Origin of the sequence: Ensifer sp. NPDC090286, assembly GCF_044769565.1 — a bacterium.
Classification (GTDB): domain Bacteria; phylum Pseudomonadota; class Alphaproteobacteria; order Rhizobiales; family Rhizobiaceae; genus Ensifer.
This window is the reverse complement of the sequence record NZ_JBIVYF010000001.1, coordinates 1,477,663-1,498,690: the sequence shown is the minus strand read 5'-3', so window position 1 is coordinate 1,498,690 and position 21,028 is coordinate 1,477,663. Positions and strand designations below refer to the sequence as shown.

Annotated in this window: 18 protein-coding genes; 8 read left to right on the top strand and 10 right to left on the bottom strand. The window is 63.7% G+C overall.

What is annotated here, in order from left to right; translation table 11 throughout:
• Positions 1-112 precede the first annotated feature (112 nt).
• Complete coding sequence (locus ACIQUG_RS07485) at positions 113-1,402, bottom strand: NAD(P)/FAD-dependent oxidoreductase (protein ID WP_402319185.1); 1,290 nt, start codon at positions 1,400-1,402, stop codon at positions 113-115.
• A 383-nt stretch (positions 1,403-1,785) separates the two neighbouring features.
• Positions 1,786-3,243: a L,D-transpeptidase family protein gene (locus tag ACIQUG_RS07480; protein WP_402319182.1), complete on the bottom strand. Its 1,458-nt coding sequence runs from the start codon at positions 3,241-3,243 to the stop codon at positions 1,786-1,788.
• Positions 3,244-3,407: 164 nt separating this feature from the next.
• On the opposite strand from ACIQUG_RS07480, the gene ACIQUG_RS07475 reads away from it, so the two are divergent.
• From ACIQUG_RS07475 to ACIQUG_RS07460, 4 genes are all read left to right on the top strand, one after another.
• Positions 3,408-4,253, top strand: a complete 846-nt coding sequence (locus ACIQUG_RS07475) for a DUF4432 family protein (RefSeq protein ID WP_402319179.1) — start codon at positions 3,408-3,410, stop codon at positions 4,251-4,253.
• A 92-nt stretch (positions 4,254-4,345) separates the two neighbouring features.
• Positions 4,346-4,684, top strand: coding sequence for a TIGR01244 family sulfur transferase (locus ACIQUG_RS07470; RefSeq protein WP_043615821.1), 339 nt, complete (start codon positions 4,346-4,348; stop codon positions 4,682-4,684).
• A 63-nt stretch (positions 4,685-4,747) separates the two neighbouring features.
• Entirely contained in the window at positions 4,748-5,098 is a 351-nt protein-coding gene (locus ACIQUG_RS07465; RefSeq protein WP_402319175.1) for a cupin domain-containing protein, read from the top strand.
• Between the two features lie 161 nt (positions 5,099-5,259).
• Positions 5,260-5,550 (top strand): GIY-YIG nuclease family protein, encoded by a 291-nt coding sequence (locus tag ACIQUG_RS07460; RefSeq protein WP_402319172.1) that lies wholly within the window; start codon positions 5,260-5,262, stop codon positions 5,548-5,550.
• Positions 5,551-5,702: 152 nt separating this feature from the next.
• Here ACIQUG_RS07460 and ACIQUG_RS07455 read toward each other — a convergent pair whose 3' ends face one another.
• From ACIQUG_RS07455 to ACIQUG_RS07445, 3 genes are all read right to left on the bottom strand, one after another.
• A complete protein-coding gene (locus ACIQUG_RS07455) occupies positions 5,703-7,349 on the bottom strand; it encodes a thiamine pyrophosphate-binding protein (RefSeq protein ID WP_402319169.1) in 1,647 nt (548 codons plus the stop codon).
• Between the two features lie 64 nt (positions 7,350-7,413).
• Positions 7,414-8,358 carry a DMT family transporter gene (locus ACIQUG_RS07450; RefSeq protein WP_402320610.1) on the bottom strand — a complete coding sequence of 315 codons (945 nt, stop codon included), beginning with the start codon at positions 8,356-8,358 and terminating at the stop codon, positions 7,414-7,416.
• 20 nt (positions 8,359-8,378) lie between these two features.
• A complete protein-coding gene (locus tag ACIQUG_RS07445) occupies positions 8,379-9,314 on the bottom strand; it encodes an alpha/beta fold hydrolase (RefSeq protein ID WP_402319166.1) in 936 nt (311 codons plus the stop codon).
• 188 nt (positions 9,315-9,502) lie between these two features.
• Between ACIQUG_RS07445 and ACIQUG_RS07440 the strand changes: the two genes are divergently transcribed.
• From ACIQUG_RS07440 to metF, 4 genes are all read left to right on the top strand, one after another.
• Positions 9,503-10,282 (top strand): ribonuclease T2, encoded by a 780-nt coding sequence (locus tag ACIQUG_RS07440; RefSeq protein ID WP_402319163.1) that lies wholly within the window; start codon positions 9,503-9,505, stop codon positions 10,280-10,282.
• A 208-nt stretch (positions 10,283-10,490) separates the two neighbouring features.
• Complete coding sequence (gene ettA, locus ACIQUG_RS07435; RefSeq protein WP_043615834.1) at positions 10,491-12,140, top strand: energy-dependent translational throttle protein EttA; 1,650 nt, start codon at positions 10,491-10,493, stop codon at positions 12,138-12,140.
• Positions 12,141-12,741: 601 nt separating this feature from the next.
• On the top strand, positions 12,742-13,761 hold the full coding sequence (locus ACIQUG_RS07430; RefSeq protein WP_043615837.1) for a metalloregulator ArsR/SmtB family transcription factor: 1,020 nt from the start codon (positions 12,742-12,744) through the stop codon (positions 13,759-13,761).
• 2 nt (positions 13,762-13,763) lie between these two features.
• Entirely contained in the window at positions 13,764-14,711 is a 948-nt protein-coding gene (metF, locus tag ACIQUG_RS07425) for a methylenetetrahydrofolate reductase [NAD(P)H] (RefSeq protein ID WP_402319158.1), read from the top strand.
• 738 nt (positions 14,712-15,449) lie between these two features.
• Here metF and ACIQUG_RS07420 read toward each other — a convergent pair.
• The 5 genes from ACIQUG_RS07420 to ACIQUG_RS07400 form a co-directional block, all read right to left on the bottom strand.
• Positions 15,450-16,388 carry a DMT family transporter gene (locus tag ACIQUG_RS07420; RefSeq protein ID WP_402319155.1) on the bottom strand — a complete coding sequence of 313 codons (939 nt, stop codon included), beginning with the start codon at positions 16,386-16,388 and terminating at the stop codon, positions 15,450-15,452.
• Between the two features lie 293 nt (positions 16,389-16,681).
• On the bottom strand, positions 16,682-17,911 hold the full coding sequence (locus ACIQUG_RS07415) for a lytic murein transglycosylase (RefSeq protein WP_402319153.1): 1,230 nt from the start codon (positions 17,909-17,911) through the stop codon (positions 16,682-16,684).
• Between the two features lie 141 nt (positions 17,912-18,052).
• Positions 18,053-18,844: a GH25 family lysozyme gene (locus tag ACIQUG_RS07410; RefSeq protein ID WP_043615848.1), complete on the bottom strand. Its 792-nt coding sequence runs from the start codon at positions 18,842-18,844 to the stop codon at positions 18,053-18,055.
• Positions 18,845-19,084: 240 nt separating this feature from the next.
• Positions 19,085-19,720 carry a class I SAM-dependent methyltransferase gene (locus ACIQUG_RS07405; RefSeq protein WP_402320607.1) on the bottom strand — a complete coding sequence of 212 codons (636 nt, stop codon included), beginning with the start codon at positions 19,718-19,720 and terminating at the stop codon, positions 19,085-19,087.
• A gap of 36 nt (positions 19,721-19,756) precedes the next feature.
• The gene (locus tag ACIQUG_RS07400) at positions 19,757-21,007 is read right to left on the bottom strand and encodes a DUF3419 family protein (protein ID WP_402319150.1); all 1,251 of its coding nucleotides are present in this window, start codon (positions 21,005-21,007) and stop codon (positions 19,757-19,759) included.
• Positions 21,008-21,028 lie beyond the last annotated feature (21 nt).

Sequence of the window (21,028 nt, the reverse complement as noted above, 5' to 3'; positions counted from 1 at the left end):
TTGTCTTGAATGGCGCGTTCACACGGGTCTGCTTGCGATGTGCGATCAGTTCAGGCTACGCCGACTGATCTCAAATCGCAAGCGGTTTTGGCCTTCAAGATTGAGGGTCGCCTTAAAACCGCCGGTCGATGAAGTGCTTGGCCTGGGCGCCGGCGTGGTAGAAGGCGGACTTCACCGTGCGCCAGGTGTCGGGCGTAACAGGCGTTTCGGCGAGCGGGATCGCCGAGGTTTCGCCGGTGACAAGGTTGGCAAGTGCGCGGCCGAAGACGGTGCCCGGTGCGATGCCGCGGCCGTTGTAGCCGCTGACGGAGACGACGTTCTCGGCGAGCGTGTGCATGGCCGGCAGGTTGTTGGTGGTCATGCCGATGCGGCCGTCCCACCAGTATTCGAAGCGGAAATCGCCAAGGAACGGGAAGAGCTTGCGCACGGAGCGGGCGGCAAAGGCGCGATGCGTACCTTCGGCCAACGCGTCGAGGCGGCCGATCGAACCGAAGATCAGCCGGTTCTGCTGGTCCATGCGGAAGGAGGTCATGACGAGGCCGGTGTCCCAGGTGCCCTGACGTTCCGGCAGGATGCGCTTGGCGACCGAGTCCGGCAGCGGATTGGTGGCGAACTGGAAATAGGGCAGGATCGTCAGTTCCTGCGTGTGCGCCTGCCACGGGCTTTCGGCGAAGAGACCGCCATAGGCGTTGGTGGCAAGGATCACCTGCTTGGCGCGCACCACGTTGTTGCCGGCCTTCAGCACCCAGCTGTCGCCCTGGCGCTCGGCGCCCGTCAATGGCGTGTCGGTGTAGATCTCGGCGCCGGCGGCAAGCGCCGCGCGGGCAAGCCCGCGGGCATAGGCGAGCGGCTGGATGGTGCCGGCGCGCCGATCGAGCAGGGCGCCGGAAAAGCCTTCAGCACCGGTGAGCGCGTGCGCGCGCTCGGCCGAGAGCGCCTCGACCGGGGCGCCGCGCTTCTGCCATTGCGCTTCGCGGTCCTTGATCTCGGTGACGCCTTCGCTGCCGACGGCCATGTGCAGCGTGCCGTTGCGCACCGCTTCGCAGACGATCCCGTGTTTTTCGACCAGCGCATAGACCATCGACGGTCCGTCGCCGAGCTCGGTCAGCAGCCGGTTGCCGGCCTCGGGGCCGAGCGTCGAGATCAGGTCGTCGGGCTTCACCCACATGCCGGCATTGACGAGGCCGACATTGCGGCCGGAGCCGCCGAAGCCGATCATCTTGGCTTCGATGACCGTTGCCTTCACGCCTTTTTCGGCCAGGTGCAGTGCTGCGGAAAGGCCGGTAAAGCCGCCGCCGATGATCGCCACATCGGTCGTCAGGTCCTGGCCGAGAGGCCTGGTCTCAGGGGCGGCCGGTGCCGTCGCATGCCAGAGGTTGGGCAGGGTGCGCTCCGTCGCCATTCAGGCCATCCTTCAAGTGCGGCCGCAGGTCGGCCATTGTCATAGAGATATCCGGTGATAGCCGATTGCCGGAAAAATTCTCATGACAATGTTTCATGAAGTCATGATGGACGGGGAGGGCGGGAGCGGGGTGTTGCAGCCGGCGCTTGAAAAAGAACCGCAGCTGGGTCGTCGGCAGCTGCGGTCTTCGTAAATGGATAGGTCTGAAACGATTTAGCCGACGGGTCGGCACAAAGACATTTAACAAGAGTGCCTTGTCGTGGATGGTCAACCAGGCAACCCCATCATCTATGCTGCAGACGCGAAGTCACTCACCCAATTGGGGGAAACGTGCAAAAAATGCCAAAAAAACAACGCTCCGCCTGAGGGCGGCGGCCGGTTCGTCAGTCGACGAACTCGACCGTGACGCCGGTGCTCACCATCTTGGCAAGTTCGGTCGCGTCCCAGTTGGTCAGGCGCACGCAGCCATGGCTCTGGGTCTTGCCGATCTTTGAGGGTTCCGGCGTGCCGTGAATGCCGTAGGTGGGCTTCGAAAGCGCGATCCAGACCGTGCCGACGGGGCCGTTCGGGCCGGGCTGCAGGGTCAGGACCTTGTCGTTGTTGCCCTGCTTGAAGTTGATCTTCGGATTGTAGGTGTAACCCGGATTGAGCGCGATGCGCTCGACATTGACCGTGCCTGACGGAGACGGCGTGTCGGACGAGCCGATCGTTGCCGGATAGGCGGCGATCAGCTTGCCGGCTTCGTCATAGGCCAGCACCTGCTTGCGCGCCTTGTCGGCGAGGATGCGGGCGACCTTGCCGGTCTTGTTGGCGCCGGGGTTGATCACCTTGATGATGGTGCCGGGAATGGTGAAATCGACGCCCGGGTTCAGCTCGCGCAGATACGCTTCGTCCATGTGGAACTTCTCGCCGAGCATTTCGGTCGTCGAGGTGAAGGACATGTGCGGAAGCTGCGCCTTGTGGGCGTAATCCTCGGGGATCGATGCGACATAGGGGCCGGCGGCGTCCGCAGCCGTGATCGTGTAGCTGGTGATCGGCATGCCGCCGCTCATGCGCAGCCGCTCGAGAATGTCGTCGGTGTTGTTCGGGTCGAGCGTTTCGCCTGTCGACTGCTGCCAGGCCTCGATCGCCTTGGTGACGTTCGAGCCCATCTTGCCGTCGATGACACCCGGCGAAAAGCCTTCGCGGTCGAGGAAGACCTGCAGTGCGGTGATCTCGGCGCGCGACTTCGACTTGACCGAAATCGCCGGTGGCATCGACGGGCCGGCCGGGCTGCTGACGTTTGGATCGATCGAGGCTTCCTGCGTGCCGTCGATCAGGCCGGGCAGGCTGTTCGGCAGCTCGTTGCCGTCGGTCGACGGCGGAACGACGTCGCGATAGTCGGGGATCGAGCCGGTGGTGACCTCGCCGGGTTCGGAGTACCCGTAGCCGCGCTCGGTTTCCCGGTAGCGCCGGTTGGAATAGATATCCACGTCACCCTGGCGGCGGTAGCCGCCATAGTCGCCTTGGCGGTTGCCGCCGTAGTCGCGTTGACGTCCACGATTGTTGGGCACGACGGTTGCGACCACATTGCCCCAGTTGTCGATCAGAAGCGTGCGGCCGCGGCTGTCGCGCATCGTCTGCACTTCGTCGGAGCGGGGCACATAGTCGAGGATCTCGCCATCGGGCGTGACCAGCATGACGTCTTCGCCATAGCGATTGTAGCCGCGATAGTCCTGTGCGAAGGCGGCCGTCAGATCCACGGCAAGAAAGCCGACTGCGGCGAGGAGCGAGAGGCCTGTGCGGGTCGCTGACGTCACGAGAGAACCTGTTTTCATTGTAGTGAATGTGGCGCGGTACATTTCGATTTCGACGTTAATGTGAAAAAAATGAACTCATCATGAACAAGCAGTTAAATTCTATCTAGGCGGTGCAATGCCGGGCTTCAACCGGTGAATTGCGCCTCTCCTCAGCTATCATCTCTTTGTGATTGCAGTGATTCTGCGGCCGATTTGAGGAAGAGGACATGCTGAAAACGCTGAGAGAACCTCAGGAGCCCCAGGAAAATCATGTGCTGTTCGACCGGCTTTCGGCGCTCGACATCGCCGCCTTTGTCGTCGATGGCGTCGACCTGTCGCCGGGTGCTGCGATCCCGTCCGATGGCGACCCGAGGATCGACCGGGCGCTCGTCGGCTTTCTCTTTACCTGCGGGCCGGACCATATCCGCCACCCCGAGGCGATCGAAGGTGGCGCGGAGGGCGCACGCTATCCGCTGCACGGGTCACTGGCCGGGACTGCGGTCAGCCATACGGAGATGGCGGGCGACGGGGCCGAGTGTACGGCGACGATCGATGTGGCGCTTGCGGGTGGCGGGCAGGCTCGCGTCGAGCGGCGCTGGCGGATCGATGCCGCGCGGCACGAAGTGGTGCTCGAGGATCGCGTCGTCAATTCCGGCGTCACCGCCTTTCCACCAATGATGATGTACCACCTCAACATCGGCGGCCGGCTGCTCGGGGAGGAGACCCGTATCGTCAGCGCGTCGCTTGCGGGCGGTAAGAGCGCGTGGCGCTTCGGCACGGGCGAGAGCGCGCATTTCTGCCTGCCGGCGGCCATCGGTTCCGATGGCTGGTCGGAGGTCACGCTTGCAGGCCTTGACGGTCTCGCCGGGCGAAACCTGAAGGTGCGGTTCCGGGCCGATACTTTGCCCTTCCTGCAGATGTGGCGCTGCCAGCGCGGCACGGCGGATGTGATCAGCATCGAACCGGTGTCGCACCGGATCGCCAAGCGGCCGGAACTGGCTGCGGCCGGCGAACTGGTTCCGCTTTCGCCGGGGGAGGCGCGGAGCTATGCCGTCGCCTTCTCGGTTGTTTGATCGGCCGTCTCGACGCCTGCGGCTTTTGATTGACGGGAGCGGAGGCTGCGCCTACATCAGAGGCCGAGAAAATTGCCTTAGGGAAGACGACCATGGACATCCGCCAGATCAACGACGAATACTCGGTCACCGGCCAGATCACGGTCGAGGATCTCGACCAGGTCAAGGCGCTCGGCTTCAAGTCCATCGTCTGCCACCGCCCGGACTTCGAGGCGCCGGACCAGCCGACCTTTGATTCCATTGCCGCGCGCGCCGAAGAACTGGGCATCGAAACCAAGCACATTCCGGTCGGCCCGATGGGCGTGACCGCCGATGCCGTGAAGAGCATGGTCGACGCGCTCGACGAGTTCCAGCGGCCGATGCTCGGCTATTGCCGCTCGGGTGCGCGCTCGACGGCCGTCTACCAGCAGACCCAGCATATCCGCGGCTGAGCCACGCAAAATCTAAACTCTCGCGCTCGGCCACATCGTTCCATCTGACAGTGGAGGATCGGCATGGCCGAAGCGCATCTCGTTACGCGCGCGCAATGGGCAGACGAGCCCGACGCCTGGAAGGGCGAATTCGAGGGCGGCGCCTATGGCGCCGGCCTCTCGGTGATCTTCGTTTCAACGGATGAGATCGGCTACGGGCCGAAACTGCACCGCCATCCCTATCCCGAAACCTTTATCGTGCGCGTCGGCCGCGCCCGCTTCACCGTCGGCGACCGGACCATCGATGCCGAGGCCGGCCAGATCGTCGTGGCGCCGGCCAATGTGCCGCACAAGTTCGAGAACCTCGGGCCGGGACGGCTGGAGACGACCGACCTGCACGAGGCCGGTGCGTTTTCGACCGAGTGGCTGGAGTAGGCCGACGGTTGGTCGCGGCAAACGTCTCATGTCCCTGCGCCGTGGACACGGCGCAACTGGATTCCTGTGACAAGCACAGGAATGAGGGGAGTACTTTGCGTACTCTGGGGGGTTGCAATCTAGGCTTGAAGCAGCATCGGAGATGCTGCAACTTTGGCAGTGTGAAAGGTTACATTTACATACTGGCATCCAAACGAAACGGCACACTGTATGTCGGCGTGACGCGCGACCTGTCCGGACGTCTCTACGATCACCAAAACGAGCTGACGCCGGGGTTTACGTCGAGGTATGGTGTCAAAACACTCGTCTGGTTCGAAGAGTTTGACTTGCTGACCACAGCAATTACGCGAGAGAAGACGATCAAGAAGTGGCCGCGCAAATGGAAGCTCAATCTGATCGAAGAGTCCAACCCTGAATGGCTGGACATTTCGCACTATCTGCATGCTCTTTAATGCCGGGCTTGGATTAAGCGCAGACAGTATTTCTTCCAAATAGCGCCTTGTCGCCAGCCCACCCGCAACCCTCATTCCTGTGCTTGTCACAGGAATCCAGCCACGGCGCGTCTGCGCCGTGATTGAACCCTTCTCAAGCAAGCAAGGCGTAATTAGCCGTTGCGGATATCCGTCAGCGTGCGCGTCGGGGTGATCGCTTCGGGATCGAGCTTGATCTCGATGATCGCCGGCTTGCCGCTGGCGCGCGCCCTCAGGAATGCGTCGGCGAACTTTTCCGTCTTCTCGACCGTCTCGCCATGGCCGCCATAGGCGCGGGCAAGGGCTGCAAAGTCCGGGTTGGTGAGGTCGGTGGCGCTGACGCGGCCGGGATAATCGCGCTCCTGGTGCATGCGGATCGTGCCGTAGATGCCGTTGTTGACGACGACGGTGATGACCGGCAGGCGGTAGCGCACGGCGGTCGCGAATTCCTGCCCGTGCATCAGGAAGCAGCCGTCGCCGGCAAAGCAGATGACTTCGCGATCCGGATGCAGCTGCTTGGCCGCAACCGCGGCCGGCAGGCCGTAACCCATCGAGCCGGAGGCGGGGGCAGCCTGCGTGGCATAACGGCGGAAGCGGTGGAAGCGATGCACCCAGGTGGCGTAGTTGCCGGCGCCGTTGGTGAAGATCGTATCCTCCGGCACATTCGCCTCGATCCAGTTCATGATCGGGCCCATCTGCACGGCGCCCGGGCCCGTCTCCGGCGGGGTCGACCACTTGAGATAGGCGGCGTGCATGATCTCGGTGCGCTCCGACCAGCTCGGTTCGCTTGGCGGTGCAAGGCCTTCAAGCGCGGCGACAAAGTCGCGCGGGCTGGCGGCGATCGCCAGTTCCGGCCGGTAGACGCGGCCGAGTTCGGAACTGTCGGGATGCACATGTACCAGCGTCTGGCGCGGGTAGGGGCTGTCCATCAGCGTATAGCCGGAGGACGGCATTTCGGAGAAACGGCCGCCGATAAGCAAAACCAGATCCGCTTCCTTGACCTCTTTTGCCAGAGCGGGGTTGATGCCGATGCCGACATCGCCGGCATAGTTCGGGTGCAGGTGATCAAACAGCATCTGGCGGCGGAACGAGCAGCCGACCGGTAGCTTCCAGCGTTCGGCGAAGCGCTGGAATTCAGCAACGCTCGCAGCCGTCCAGCGGGTGCCGCCGAGAATGGCGATCGGACGCTTGGCCGCGCTCAGCATTTCGCCGAGCCGCTTGACCTGTGCCGGGCCCGGATGGCTCTCGACCGGCTGGTAAGGCTTGGCGGCAGGCGCCTCTGTGCTGCGCGTCAGCATGTCCTCCGGCAGCGTCAGCACGACAGGGCCGGGGCGGCCGGAGGTGGCGACGGCGAAGGCGCGGGTGACGAATTCCGGAATGCGGGCGGGATCGTCGATCTCGCCCACCCATTTGGCGACCTCGGTAAAGGCGCGGCGGTATTCGATTTCCTGGAAGGCCTCGCGCTCGCGCGCCTCGCTCTGCACCTGGCCGATGAAGAGGATCATCGGGATCGAATCCTGCTTGGCGACGTGGAGGCCGGCCGACGCGTTGGTGGCGCCGGGGCCGCGCGTCACCATGCAGATGCCGGGCTCGCCGGTCAGCCGTCCCCAGGCGTCCGCCATCATCGCGGCCCCGCCTTCCTGGCGGCAGACGAGCACGTCGATGTCGGTGTCGTAGAGCGCGTCGAGCACGGCGAGATAGCTTTCCCCCGGCACGCAGGCGATGCGCTTCACCCCGTTGGCGACGAGCGCGTCGACGATGAGCTGACCTCCAGTTTTCATGATATTCCTCCCGATGGTCTTTCTTTGTTTTCAGATTGGCTTTTGTTTTCAGTTGGCTTTGTTGTCAGATGGCTGGCGACACCGGTGCGACGCTCGTGTCCTTGTGCACGCGGCGCTCGCGCCAGATGATGTAGAGGCCGGAGCCGATGATGATGGCAATGCCGAGCCACTTCAGTGCGTCGGGCAGGTCGCCGAAGACGAGCCAGCCGAAGATCGTGGCAGAGACGATTTCGAGATATTGCAGCGGCGCCAGCACGGAAGCCGGCGCAGCGCGATAGGCATAGACGCCGAGCACGCCTGATATGGTGGCGGTGACGCCGACGCCGAGCAGGTAATACCAGGTGTAACCTTCCGGCCAGACCGGATCGAATATGCCGGAGCCGGTGCCTTCGCCGAAATAGAGCAGCACGAGACAGAAGAGCGCGCCCCAGACACCGGCGTGAAACTGCATCGACCAGGGGTCCTCGTTCTGCGCCACCATGCGGGTAACGAGCAGGAACACGGCAAGGCCGAAGGCGGCGACAACAGGCAAAAGCGCAATCCAGCCGACTTCCTGCATGCTCGGCTGAATGACGAGCAGCGCGCCGAAGAAGCCGACGCCGCAGGCGGTGTAGCGCCGCCAGCCGATGGTTTCCTTCAGGAAGATGCTGCCGAGGATCGTCAGGATGATCGGCTCGACGAAGAAGATCGCGATCGCATCGGCGACCTCCATGACCTTCAGCGTGGTGATGAAGGAGAGCATGGTCACGACCAGAAGCCCGCCGCGCAACGCGTGCAGACCGGTCTTCTTCCAGGTGAGATCGAACAGGCTGCCACGGACAAGCACGATCGGCAGGATGAAGACGACCTGCAGCAGAAAGCGCACGGCGGTGATTTCGGCTGACGGGACGGTGGCGATCGCGAGCTTGGCGAAGATGTCGATCAGCGGCGACAGCAACACCGAGAACACCATCAGCGTCAGCCCGAAGGAGATGCGGTTGTGGTCTGCGGCGATCCTGGGAAGCGACATGTCGGCCATGATAATTCCGGTCAGTGCCGCCCTGCGACGGCGCGCAGGCACCAGGCGGCAAAGTCTGCCGTCGCCTTTTCCCGGCCGATTTCGTTCAGCGTTTCGTGGCGCATGCCGTCATAGACGGTGACGGTAACGTCTCTGAGGCCCGCCGCCTTCATCTTCGTGCCGAGCCAGCGGATGGCGTTGCCCATCTCGGTCGACGGGTCGGCGCTGCCGCCGACGAGATGGATGGGCAGGTCTTTCTTCAGCCGCGCCAGCCGCTCGGGCCGGGGACCATCGAAGGACAGTCGGAAGAGGTCGAGCCAGAGCGAGACTGTGGCATCGGAGCCGCACAGCGGGTCGGCGGCGTACTTCGCGACCTCGGTATCGTCGCGCGACAGCCAGTCGAGATCGGTCTTGCGATCCTTGATCGCGCCGCCCCACATGCCGAAGGTGAGCTTGGTCAGGAGCGGGCTCGGCACGTCAGATCCCTTGAGCGCCTTTTCGATCTTCAGGATCGCCTGCCCGCCGCGGCCGGCAAGGCCCGGACGGAAGTTGGAGTTCCAGACGGCGAGCGCGTCATAGAGGCCGGGATCGGCCTCGGCGGCGTTGAGCGCAATCAACCCGCCCATGGAATGGCCAAAGAGGATGACCGGCAGACCCGGATGGGCGGCGGTCGCGATCGCGCGAATGGCACGGATATCGGCAAACACCTTGTCGAGGCCGTCGCGGTTGGAGAACATGCCGAGCGGCGCGTCGGGCGCGCGCGTTGCGCCGTGGCCGCGATGGTCGTGGGCATAGACGTGGAAGCCGTAGCCGGCCATCGCTTCGGCAAAGCGGGCATAACGACCGGAATGTTCACTTAGGCCATGGCTCAAGAGAAGAATGCCGCAGGCATCGGCGGTCGCCGGCACGTGGCGCCAGCTCAAGCTGGCACCGGTCGGGCTTTGATGCGTCTTCACCTGCCCGAACATCTCTACTCCCGGAAACAATCGACAGACCTCAGCGATTTCAAATCGATTTGCACGGCAAAGGCAATCGTCGCTTGTTGATCGTTGCGCATGAGGTCACAAGCGATTTGACGGCAAGCGCATTAGGAGTTGCAATTTTCCCGTTTTGAGCGATATTCGTTCCTGTTTTGTTTTCGCGGGAGGATGCCATGATGAGTTTCTTTAAAGCGATGTCGGGTTCTTTGGCGGGCATCGTGGCCGCGTTGGTGCTGCTGCTTGCGCCCGCCGCCTTTGCTGCCGGTGAGGAAAGTGCGGATCAAGGGGCTACCGAAGGGACTGCGAGCCGAACCCAATATGTATTGGCGGTCAGCTGGCAGCCCGGTTTCTGCGAGACACGGCCGCAGCGCAAGGAATGCGAGAGCCAGACGGCGGAACGCTTCGATGCCACCAACCTCTCGCTGCACGGCCTGTGGCCGTTGCGCAAGAGCTATTGCGGGGTGGCGGCCGAGGTGCGGGCGACCGACCGCAAGGGCAGTTGGCTGGAGTTGCCGAAGCTTGCCATGGCCGACGACACGGCGGCGCGGCTGCTCATCGCCATGCCGGGCGTGCAGTCCGGTCTCGACCGGCACCAGTGGCTGCGAAGCGGTACCTGCCAGAGCGGCTCGGTCGACGACTATTTCTCGGTCCAACTGCGCATGCTGGAAGAACTCAACCGCTCGGCGGTCGGGGCACTTTTCCGCCAGCGTGTCGGCGCGGAACTCGATGAGGCGACGATCAAGCAGGCCTTCGACCAGAGCTTTGGCGCTGGCGCCGGCGACCGGGTGCGCATGCGCTGCCAGACGGTTCAGGGCCGCAGCATCATCACCGGGCTGACGATCGGGCTCACCGGCGACGTCATGACGGCGCCGACCCTCGGGCCGCTGATCCACGCGGCGGGGCCGACCGAGTTCAAGTGCGCCAAGGGTATCGCCGATACCGCCGGTCGCGGGTAGGGCGTTTCGCCCGGTTGGGCATGTCAGCGCTTAAGGCGCGGCCTTCACGGAGCCGGCTTGTGGCGCCTCCCCGGTGCGGCATGCCGGGCGTGCCGATTGGGGTGTTCGTTTTGGGATAGGCGGGGGCGGATGCCTTTGATCATTGCCCCCTTCCACTAATTCGCCTACATAGCGGGCAAATTTCCTTATCCCTGCGGAGCATTCCCTCATGGCACGTCAGTTCATCTATCATATGGCCGGGCTTAATAAGTCCTACGGCGCGAAGAAGGTTCTCGAGAACGTTCATCTGTCGTTCTACCCGGACGCCAAGATCGGTATCCTCGGCCCGAACGGCGCCGGTAAGTCGACGGTTCTGCGCATCATGGCCGGCCTCGACAAGGAATTCACCGGCGAAGCCTGGGTGGCCGAAGGCGCCACGGTCGGCTACCTGCCGCAGGAGCCGCAGCTCGATCCGACGAAGACGGTGCTTGAAAACGCCATGGAAGGCGTTGCCAAGAAGAAGGCGATCGTCGACCGCTACAACGAACTGATGATGAACTATTCCGACGAGACGGCGGAAGAGGGCGCCAAGCTCCAGGATATCATCGACAGCCAGAACCTCTGGGATCTGGAAAGCCAGGTCGAGATGGCCATGGAAGCGCTGCGCTGCCCGCCGGGCGACGCGGAAGTCACCAACCTGTCGGGCGGTGAAAAGCGTCGCGTCGCGCTCTGCAAGCTCTTGCTCTCGCAGCCGGACCTGCTGCTCCTCGACGAACCGACCAACCACCTCGACGCCGAGACGATCGCCTGGCTCGAAAAGCACCTGCGCGAATATCCGGGCGCCGTGCTGATGATCACCCACGACCGCTACTTCCTCGACAACGTCACCGGCTGGATCCTCGAACTCGACCGCGGCCGCAGCATTCCTTACGAAGGCAACTACTCCGCCTACCTCGTCGCCAAGGCCAAGCGCATGCAGCAGGAAGGCCGCGAAGAGGCGTCCCGCCAGAAGGCGATCGCCCGCGAACAGGAGTGGATCGCATCCAGCCCCAAAGCCCGTCAGGCCAAGTCCAAGGCGCGTATCCGTTCCTATGACGAACTGGTCAACGCGGCAGAAAACCAGCGTCCCGGCGACGCCCAGATCATCATCCCGGTCGGCGAACGTCTCGGCCAGGTGGTCATCGAGATGGAAGGCGTCACCAAGGGTTATGGCGATCGCCTGCTGATCGACGGCCTGTCGCTGAAGCTGCCGCCGGGCGGCATCGTCGGCATCATCGGCCCGAACGGCGCCGGTAAGACGACGCTCTTCCGCATGATCACCGGCCAGGAACAGCCCGACAGCGGCTCGATCCGCATCGGCGACACCGTGCACCTTGGTTACGTCGACCAGAGCCGCGACGCGCTCGACGGCAACAAGACCGTCTGGGAAGAAATCTCCGGCGGTGCCGAAGTCATCAAGCTCGGCAAGCACGAGATGAACTCTCGCGCCTATTGCTCGACCTTCAACTTCAAGGGCGGCGACCAGCAGCAGAAGGTCGGCAACCTCTCGGGCGGTCAGCGCAACCGCGTTCACCTCGCCAAGATGCTGAAGGCCGGCGGTAACGTCCTGCTGCTCGACGAACCGACCAACGACCTCGACACCGAGACGCTGGCAGCGCTCGAAATCGCGCTCGAAAACTTCGCCGGCTGCGCCGTTATCATCAGCCACGACCGCATGTTCCTCGACCGCCTGGCAACGCACATCCTCGCCTTTGAAGGCGACAGCCAGGTCGAATGGTTCGAAGGCAACTTCGAAGACTACGAGAAGGACAAGATCCGCCGCCTCGGCCCGGATTCGGTCAACCCGAAGCGCGTTACCTACAAGCGCCTGACGCGCTAACACGCGGTCGGCGCCGCCATGTTGCGGCGCTGGGGCATGCGGCGTCCGTCAAGGCGGGCGCTGCACCAACTGTTCAAGGAACGGGCGAGGCGCAGGCTTCGCCCGTTTTCCTTTGCCACCGTTCGCGAGGCGAGGCCGGCCAAGGACTGTTTGCGTACAAGGTTCGTGTCACCGCGGCCGCGCCTTGGCCGCACCTGCAGGACGCTCCGGAGGTGTAGCGAACCGCTCTCCAGTTGCCGTCCCGATGCCGGACGCGAGCAGGGCGTTTGCGGGCTTTTGTGGCGGTGTGGGGACGCGGGTAACCAAACAGGGCGCGGCGTGCCTGGGGCGGGCAGAGGCCCGGATAGCGTTGCTTCCCACCGGAAGGCTTCAAGTCTGTCACGAGTGAGTGGCGTTGCCCTTCTTCGGATAGTGAAGCAGACCTGTTGAGACGGCCGTGCAGGCCTCCTGACGCGCCGCCTGAAGCATCGCTTGTGGCGCATGGCGTCCATGCACAAGCATCTGTTCCGCCAGCGCCATTGTTTGGCCTCTCCGCGCAAATCTGCTTGCGTCACCACCGCAAATCACATAAACATATCTTTATGTGTTGATGGGGATCGCTATGGCTCTGCAGAGAGAACTGGGTCTGGATGCGTTGGTGGACGTGCTGAAGGCGGCGGGTGAGCCGACCCGCATGCGTCTCGTCGCGCTTCTCGCCGCCGGCGATCTGACCGTCACCGATCTTACCGAAATTCTCGGCCAATCGCAGCCACGCATTTCCAGGCATCTGAAGCTCTTGGCGGAGGTCGAGCTGATCGACCGCTACCAGGAGGGCGCCTGGGCTTATTTCCGCCTCCGTCAGGACGGTGCCCGGGTCGGGCTCGTGCGGGCGATGCTGGCTTCCGCTTCGGCCGACGACGCGGTGCTTGCGCGTGACGCGGCCCGGCTCACCACCTTGAAGAAGGCGCGGTCGGAAAAGGCGCAGGCCTATTTCAGCCGCAACGCCGCCGGTTGGGACGAGCTTCGCCGCCTGCATGTCAGCGAGCGCGACGTCGAGGCGAAGCTGCGCGAAATGGTGGGCGACGAGCCCGTTGAAAGCCTGCTCGACCTCGGCACCGGCACGGGTCGCATCCTGCAGCTCTTCGAGGGCCTCTATCGCCGCGGCATCGGCGTCGACGCCAGCCGCGACATGCTCGCGGTGGCGCGCTCCAATCTCGACCGCGCCGGCATCACCAAGGCGTCGATCCGCCATGGCGACATCTTCAACCTGCCGCTCGACGGCCAGACCTTCGACCTCGTCACCATTCACCAGGTGCTGCATTTCCTCGAGGAGCCGGAGGCGGCGATCGCGGAAGCCGCGCGCATGCTGATGCCGGGCGGACGGCTGGTCATCATCGACTTCGCGCCGCATGGGCTTGAGCATCTGCGCGACGAGCACGCCCATGCGCGCCTCGGCTTCTCGCACCAGGCGATGGCCGATTGGCTGGCGAAGGCTGGCCTTGTGCTCGAAAAGACCACGGATCTTTCGCCTGAGGGGGCGAATGATGGAAAACTGACGGTGACGATCTGGCTCGCGCGTGATCGGCGGGCCGTGAACGAGAATGAAACGCCGCGGCCGCGTGTCCAGGCGGGGGGAGTATGAATATGACGGCACAGACGCTTTACCCGGCCGAACGCGGCAATCTCCGGCTCTCCTTCGAATATTTCCCGCCCAAGACCGACGAAATGGAAGCGCAGCTCTTCCAGACGGCAGACGACCTTTCGGTCTTCGGCCCGGCCTTCATCACCGTCACCTACGGCGCCGGCGGCTCGACCAAGGCGCGTTCGCTTACGACGGTCAGGCGGCTGATCGCGGAAAGCGGTTTTGCCAATACCGCCGCGCACCTGACCTGCGTCGGCGCGCCGAAGGCGGAAGTCGATGCGGTGATCGACGAGTATCTCAGCTTCGGCGTCCGCCATTTCGTGGCGCTGCGTGGCGATCCGCACGGTGGCATCGGCAGCACCTACCAGCCTCACCCCGAGGGTTATGCCAGCAGCACCGACCTCGTGCGGGCGATCCGTGCGCGTGGCGACGACATCGAGATTTCCGTCTCCTCCTATCCGGAGAAGCACCCGGAGAGCCCTGACGTGACCGCTGACATCGACATGCTGAAGCGCAAGGTCGATGCGGGCGCGACCCGCGCGCTGACCCAGTTCTTCTTCGACAACAACGATTTCGAGCGCTACCTCGAACGGGTGCGGCGCGCCGGCGTCAACATCCCGATCGTTCCGGGCATCCTGCCGATCAACAATCTGGCGCAGGTGCAGAAGTTTGCCGGCCTCTGTGGCGCCACCGTGCCGGAGGCGATCGTTACGCGGCTGGTGCATCTCGAGGACCAGCCGGTCGAGCGCTTCAAGGAGGCGACCCACATCGCCGCCGAGCAGATCGTCGATCTCGCCCGGCGCGGCGTGCGCGACTTCCATATCTATACGATGAACCGCACGCCGCTGGTGACAGCCGTGCTGGATCTCGTCGGTTTCGAACGGGTCGCCGTGGAAGCAGCCGGCGCGATCGATGCACCGCTGATGGTGGCGGCCGGCGCGGCCGCCTGACCTTCGCCCGCACTTTTGCGACGGGCGCGGGCCGCTCCGTGAACTTGCGCGTGCCTGCGAAAGCGCCCTCGCGTCCTGGCAGGCCTCAAGGATCGCCGTGGCGCTTTATATGGGGCCATGCCCGTTGAGGCTTGATCGGCTGCGGGGCGCAGCAACGCGCCGCTCGCTACAGCATCCACCAAAAGGAAAGCGCCCGAAGATCGATCTTCAGGCGCCTTCTCGTTTGTCGCAGCGTCTAGACCTTAAGCTCTCTGGCGGTCTAACTGGCTTGGTGCTGCAAAATGGTTTCCCGGAAATTTAAGTCCCTATTCGGTTTGGACTCTCAGCGGCCGCTCCTCAGATGAAGAGCATCGTGGCCACGAATACGAACGCTGCACTGATCATGAGGACATTCAGCGAATGTGTAAGGCCCATGGAAGACCCTCCCTGCGTTAACGCGTTAAAACATAGGGCGAAATCACGACACGTTAAAGGGAAACTTGTGCTGCAGTGCGAAATGCGTGAGCCGGCGCCGCCTTATTCACAGGCCTATAGTTCTGATTTTATTTAAGTTTCTTGGCCGCCACATTTTTTTCACAATCGCTTCGGCAAGGTTAATATAAACGTTTGTAACCGTGCGTGAGTGGCTCGGAGCGGGACGAAAATCGGCTGTCGATTCCCCGCAAAACACTTCCTTTTCACGCGGTGCGAAGCATTCCAGGCGTCTGGTCTTTTCTCGGATTCGACCGCGACCAGGTGTCAGGCGACCCGCCTGAACCGCAGGATCCGACCGTCGAGCACGGCGAGGCCAAGGGCGATCAGCACCATGCCGGCAAAATCGGCCTCCTGCAGCGTCTCGCCGAGAAAGAGGTAGCCGAGCAGGATCGCGCTTGGCGGCACCAGCAGCGTGACCAGCGAGGCATTGGTGGCGCCGGCCGCGCGCATGATGCGGAAATAGAGGATGTAGGCATAGGCCGTCGAGACCAGCGCCAGGCCTAGGATCGACAGGATCACCTCGACGGGCGGCATCGGCAAGAGCCAGGGCGTGTCGGTAAAGGCGGCGACGGGCAGCGCGATCAGCGTCGAGGCGGTCAACTGGCCTGCGGCCGTCACGGGAGGGGCGAGATTGCGGAAGCGCTTGCCGTAGGTCGCCGCAAAACCGTAGCTGATGGCGGCAAGCACCGGCAGCAGCAGCGCCCAGAGCGGCACGCTGCTGGTGGTGCCGAACAGACCGGCAACGGCGCTCGGCCCGATCAGGACGACGGTGCCGGCAAGCCCGAGCAGGCAGCCGGCGATCTTGGCGGAACTCAGCTTCTCGTCCTCGGTCGCCATGTTGGCGATGATCACCGTCCAGACCGGGGTCGTGGCGTTGAGGATCGCCGCCAGCCCGGCGCCGATATGGGTTTGTCCAAGGAAGATGAAGGCATGCGGAATGGCGTTGTTGATCAGCCCCATCAGCGCAAATTCGCGCCAGCGTCCGGCCAGTGCCTCATACATGCCGAAGCGGCCGCGAATATAAATATGCAGCGCGAGCGCCGCCAGGCCCAGGCGCAGGAACACCAGTGTGAAGGGCGGCACATGCGCGACGGCAACGCGGGCGAAGAAGAACGATCCGCCCCAGATCAGGCCGAGCAGGGCAAGCAGCCCCCAGGTCCCGATGTTCATCTGATTGCCATCGACGGTGCTTCGCGCATTCATGGTGATGCCTATCCGTGCTGATTGTGTGCTGGCCGTCAGTCTTCCACCGCCGGGTGGACGCCGTGGCGCAAGCGCCTGGGTACCGCTCCCGGATCGGTTGTGCTTCGACACACGATACATAGCCCGGCACGTCCGGCGGAACCACCCGGTTCTTGCGGCGATCGTGAAGGGACATGATCGGGGCCGGCCGGCAAGCTCTCATCGATCGGGATCCGGCCGGTCGCCGCAGAATGAAAAAGCCCCGGAGATCGATCCGATCTCCGGGGCCATGATTTTTAAACGGCGGTTCGGGCTTAGAGCGCGTTCAGGAGTTCGAGCGTCGCCCAGCCGTCGGCCGGACGGCCGAGGCGGAGTTGCTCCTTCTGGAGTGCCGCGCGGGTGCCGGAACCGAGGATGCCGTCGATCTTGCCGACGTCGTGGCCGAGCGTCTGCAGCTTCGTCTGCAGCGCCTTCATGCCGGTGTCGTCGAGGCCGGGCTCCGGGTTGCCACCTTCATAGGTCGGCGCGCCGCCGAGGCGGGTCGCGAAGTAGGCGGCAGACGTCGTGTAGATGAACGACTGGTTCCATTCGAGATAGACGTTGAAGTTGGGGTAGGTGAGGAAGGCCACGCCCTTGCGGCCCTGCGGCAGTACCAGCGAGGCTTCAAGGTTGCCGAACGCGGTGTCGCCGTTGCGCGGCTTGACGCCGAGCGCGAACCAGTCGCTGGCCTTCATGCCCGGCTGCAGGCCGGTCTTTTCCCAGGGGAGCTCTTCGGGGACGCTGACTTCCTGGATTACCGGCTGGCCAGCCTTGTAGCCGAGGCTCTGGATGAACTTGGCGGCGGTCAGGATCGCGTCGGGCGAGCTCTTCTTCAGGTTGACGTGGCCGTCGCCATCGCCGTCGACGCCATAGGCGATGATGTCTTCCGGCAGCATCTGCACCTGGCCGATCTCGCCGGCCCAGGCGCCGGTCGTCGTTGCCGGGTCGAGGTCGCCATGCTGTACCATCTCGATCGCCGCGATCAGCTGCGGGCGGAACATTTCCGGGCGGCGGCAATCATGCGACAGCGTTACCAGCGCATCGCGGGTGTTGAAGTCGCCCTGGACGGCGCCGAAGTCGGTCTCCATGGCCCAGAAGGCGGTGATGACGGGTGCCGGCACGCCGAATTCTTTCTCGGCGCGGGCAAAGACGTCGGCATATTCCTTCATCTTCTGCTGGCCGATATCGAGGCGCGACTTGCTGACGGTGCGCTTGGAGAATTCGGTAAAGGTCTGCTTGAAGACGCCCTGGGTACGGTCGCGGCTGAGCACCTTTTCATTGATGGCGGCACCGGCGAGCGCCCGGTCGGCGACGTCGGCCGGAACGCCCTTGGCGATCGCCTCGGCCTTCACGCCCTGCAGGAACGCGCCGAGATCGCCGCCGCAGGCAACGGCCGGGGATGCCGCCTTCGCGCCTGTCGAGGCTGCGGTCTGGGCCGCAGCGCCCGATGCGGTCAGCGCCAGAAGAGCGACGGAGGCAAGCGCGCGTCGGGCTGTGCGGGTCATCATGAAATTCCTTTCTTTGCCGTGGGGCGCCTCGCACCGCCACGGGCAATCAAATCGCTACGAAATCTGTCGTTGCTCTTTCAGAGCATTATGACCGAAAGAAGAAAATGGGTTTTCCTGCAGCAGCTATCGGCAGGAATGTCAGTCCTGCTTCGGCTGTGAGACCGCAGCGACCCAGTTCTTCCAGTTTTTCGCCGAGCCGGCGAAGACATTGATATCGGTGGCGCCGTCGATGCCGGGGATGACCCCCGTGCTGGTATATTGCCAGAACGCCCAGCGGCGCTCGACATAGACCTCACCCGGATGCTTTGCGACCGAGCGCACCCAGAAGTGATGTTCCTTGAACTGGTCGACAAGATTGTCGCGGTGGAAGTCGACAGAGGTGTAGATGATCGGGCGCTTGCCATAATGGGCCTCGAGCCGGTCCATGAAGCGCTTCATCTCGACGCGCACTTCGTCCGGTGTCGGGCGGTGGCGGCAGGTCTTCGATTCGCCGTTCCACTCGACGTCGAGAACCGGCGGCAGGTAGACCGCGCTCTTCGGCACGTTGGCGATGAACCAGTCGGCCTGGTCGTCGGCGGTCGAGCAGAAGTAATAGAAGTGATAGGGCGCATAGGGGATGCCGGCGGCGCGCGCCTTCTGCCAGTATTCGGCAAAGCGCGTATCGACCCGATCCTTGCCTTCGGTCGCCTTGATGAAGGCGAAGGAGACGCCGGAGTTCTTCACCTTCATCCAGTCGATATCGCCATTCCATTTCGAGACGTCGATGCCGTGGATGTTGTGGTGCTGCGGCGTGCGTGTGCCGAAGTTCTGCGGGTCGGTGTCCTGGAAGCGCGGCGGGATCGAAGCCGTCTGCATCAGGTCATAGTCGGTCGACGAGCAGCCCGAAAGAAGGGTGGCAAGAGGCAGCAGAGCCAGGAGAAGCCGGCGCATGATTTTCCTGTCTAGAGACGATCGATGATCCTGCCTCACACGATGGCTTCCCTGTCGGTGATTTCCCCAGTGAGGCGTGAACCTCATTTTCACCATATCATCGTAAAAATTGAGTTAGCTCAAGCGGGAATTGCGGACGGTCGAAAAGCTAAAAAGCGCCGAAAACCAGGTGGTTTCGGCGCTCGCTGGACAGGCCGACGTCAGGCCGGGTGCGAGACCTTGCCCAAATGGCCTGCCGCCTCAGGCGGCGATCGCCACGGAAGGGCGGTGGTAGACGGCGAGCCAGGCATAGCCGCGGCCGATGGCGCGGCGCTCGAGATCGGCGCCATTTTCGCGGGCTTTCTCGCGCAACACGTCGAAAAGCCGCTCGCGCGGCGTCACGTGGAAGCGGTTGAGCCAGCCGTGCAGCGCCCGGCGGAAGCTCGTTGGCAGGCGTTCCTGCTGGCCGAAATCGGCAATGTGCAGCGAACCGCCCGGGTTCAGCGCTGCGATCGCCGCGTCGATCGCCTTTTGCCAATCGGGGATCATCGACAGCGAATAGGAGATGACGATATGGTCGAAACCGCTTTCGCCGAAAATCGCCGGGTTGAAGTCCGTCGCGTCGGCGACGCGGAGCGTGGCGCGCCTGTTGCCGCCGCGGTTGAGCTTCGCATCGGCCGAGGTCAGCATTTCCTGGGAGATGTCGAGCCCGAACAGGCGGGCCGAGGGGAAACAGCGGCTGATCAGCGCCAGATTGCGGCCGGTGCCGCACCCGACCTCAAGCACCGAGGCGCTGGAGGCCGGGTTCATTTCGCGGATCAGCGTGTCGCGGCCGAAGAGATAGTACTTCCGCGTCAGATCGTAGAAGTGCCGCTGATAGCGGTACATGTGGTCCATGCGCCGCGCGTGGGAGATCCCGGCCTGTTGCACGTTTCAGCCCTTCTTGCGGTAGATGTGGAAGCCGCCATAGATGGCGGAGCGGTCATCAGCGCCGAGCCGCAGCGCGGTTTCGGCGTCGTAGTCCCACTGGTCGAGCAGGGCCGGGGAGACACGGCCGGGCAGGATGCTGTCTTCCGCCGCCGTGCGGAAGATCACGACGGCACCTTCATCCGCCGTGCGGGTGATCTCGGTCCAGAGGTCGTTCAGCTGCTGGTCGGTCATCCAGTCCTGTGCGTCGAGCAGGATGTAGCGGTCGACGGAGCCGGCGGATTTTCCGGCCAGGAGCTCGGTGAAGCTTGCGTGATGCACCTCGACGCGCTCGGCATTGTTGCGGATCGCCTCATAGGCGCCAGCGTCGAGATAGGGCGGCAGGTCGCCCTCATGCGGCAGCGGGTAGCGGCGGCCGAAGGCCTGCCAGGCGAAGTAGTTTTCGCGCAGCGGGAAATGACAGGTGAGCTTTTCCAGGCGATGGCGCAGCACGGCGGCGAGCGACTTCTCGGCACTCAGGCTTGCGAGCTCGTCGAACTGCTGCGGCGGGATGCCGAGGCCGAACAGCGAGCTCTTGCGCCCGGTGATCCAGCGGATGACGGGGCGATCGAAGAGCGGCGCCAGGCGCTCGTCGAAGAACTGGCGTTGCTCACGCATGGATCGCGCCTGGACGAAGTCTTCCGGGTTGACCCCGTGCAGGCGGGCAAGCAGGTGGCTGGCTGCAATGAAGCGGCCGAGCAGGCCGGTGCGGTAGATGTTGCGCCCGAAGACGCCGATGCGCCGGCGGCCGGTCATGTCGCGGCTGTTCCAGTAGCTGCGCGTGGCCGTATCGAGCTTCGGCGCGAGGAAGAGATCGAAGGCCTGGACGTTGCTCGCCGTGCCCTGGGTCGCGAGAAACCGCGTAACGTCCTTGTGGCTCGGCAGATGGCGGAAAGCCGCGAGCTTCAGGCGGTTGAGCGCGATGTGGTGCGGATTGAGGTCGACAACGTCTATTCTGCGCGGGCCGGCCGACAGGTAAGTCAGCATGTTGCAGCCGCCGGAGCCGATGGTGACGATCCGGCTTTCCGGGGTCAGCTGCATCGCCTCCATGTCGACGATCGGATCCTCCCAGATCTGCGGATAGACGAGGCCCGAAAAAAGCAGGCCGAAGAGGCGTTCCGAGAGGCCTGCGAGGGAGAAGGTCTTGTGCTGGAGCAGGGCGTTTTTCAGCTTCGGATTTTTTCTGCCAAAGCCTACGTCGGGAGCGAGTTCATTCATCTCTGCCGGTCATCCAGTTGA

Coding starts and splice junctions, on each gene's coding strand:
- ACIQUG_RS07485 (WP_402319185.1), bottom strand. CDS start 1,402: ATGGCGACGGAGCGCACCCTGCCCAACCTCTGGCATGCGACGGCACCG.
- ACIQUG_RS07480 (WP_402319182.1), bottom strand. CDS start 3,243: ATGTACCGCGCCACATTCACTACAATGAAAACAGGTTCTCTCGTGACG.
- ACIQUG_RS07475 (WP_402319179.1), top strand. CDS start 3,408: ATGCTGAAAACGCTGAGAGAACCTCAGGAGCCCCAGGAAAATCATGTG.
- ACIQUG_RS07470 (WP_043615821.1), top strand. CDS start 4,346: ATGGACATCCGCCAGATCAACGACGAATACTCGGTCACCGGCCAGATC.
- ACIQUG_RS07465 (WP_402319175.1), top strand. CDS start 4,748: ATGGCCGAAGCGCATCTCGTTACGCGCGCGCAATGGGCAGACGAGCCC.
- ACIQUG_RS07455 (WP_402319169.1), bottom strand. CDS start 7,349: ATGAAAACTGGAGGTCAGCTCATCGTCGACGCGCTCGTCGCCAACGGG.
- ACIQUG_RS07450 (WP_402320610.1), bottom strand. CDS start 8,358: ATGTCGCTTCCCAGGATCGCCGCAGACCACAACCGCATCTCCTTCGGG.
- ACIQUG_RS07445 (WP_402319166.1), bottom strand. CDS start 9,314: ATGTTCGGGCAGGTGAAGACGCATCAAAGCCCGACCGGTGCCAGCTTG.
- ACIQUG_RS07440 (WP_402319163.1), top strand. CDS start 9,503: ATGAGTTTCTTTAAAGCGATGTCGGGTTCTTTGGCGGGCATCGTGGCC.
- ettA (WP_043615834.1), top strand. CDS start 10,491: ATGGCACGTCAGTTCATCTATCATATGGCCGGGCTTAATAAGTCCTAC.
- ACIQUG_RS07430 (WP_043615837.1), top strand. CDS start 12,742: ATGGCTCTGCAGAGAGAACTGGGTCTGGATGCGTTGGTGGACGTGCTG.
- metF (WP_402319158.1), top strand. CDS start 13,764: ATGACGGCACAGACGCTTTACCCGGCCGAACGCGGCAATCTCCGGCTC.
- ACIQUG_RS07420 (WP_402319155.1), bottom strand. CDS start 16,388: ATGAATGCGCGAAGCACCGTCGATGGCAATCAGATGAACATCGGGACC.
- ACIQUG_RS07415 (WP_402319153.1), bottom strand. CDS start 17,911: ATGACCCGCACAGCCCGACGCGCGCTTGCCTCCGTCGCTCTTCTGGCG.
- ACIQUG_RS07410 (WP_043615848.1), bottom strand. CDS start 18,844: ATGCGCCGGCTTCTCCTGGCTCTGCTGCCTCTTGCCACCCTTCTTTCG.
- ACIQUG_RS07405 (WP_402320607.1), bottom strand. CDS start 19,720: ATGGACCACATGTACCGCTATCAGCGGCACTTCTACGATCTGACGCGG.
- ACIQUG_RS07400 (WP_402319150.1), bottom strand. CDS start 21,007: ATGAATGAACTCGCTCCCGACGTAGGCTTTGGCAGAAAAAATCCGAAG.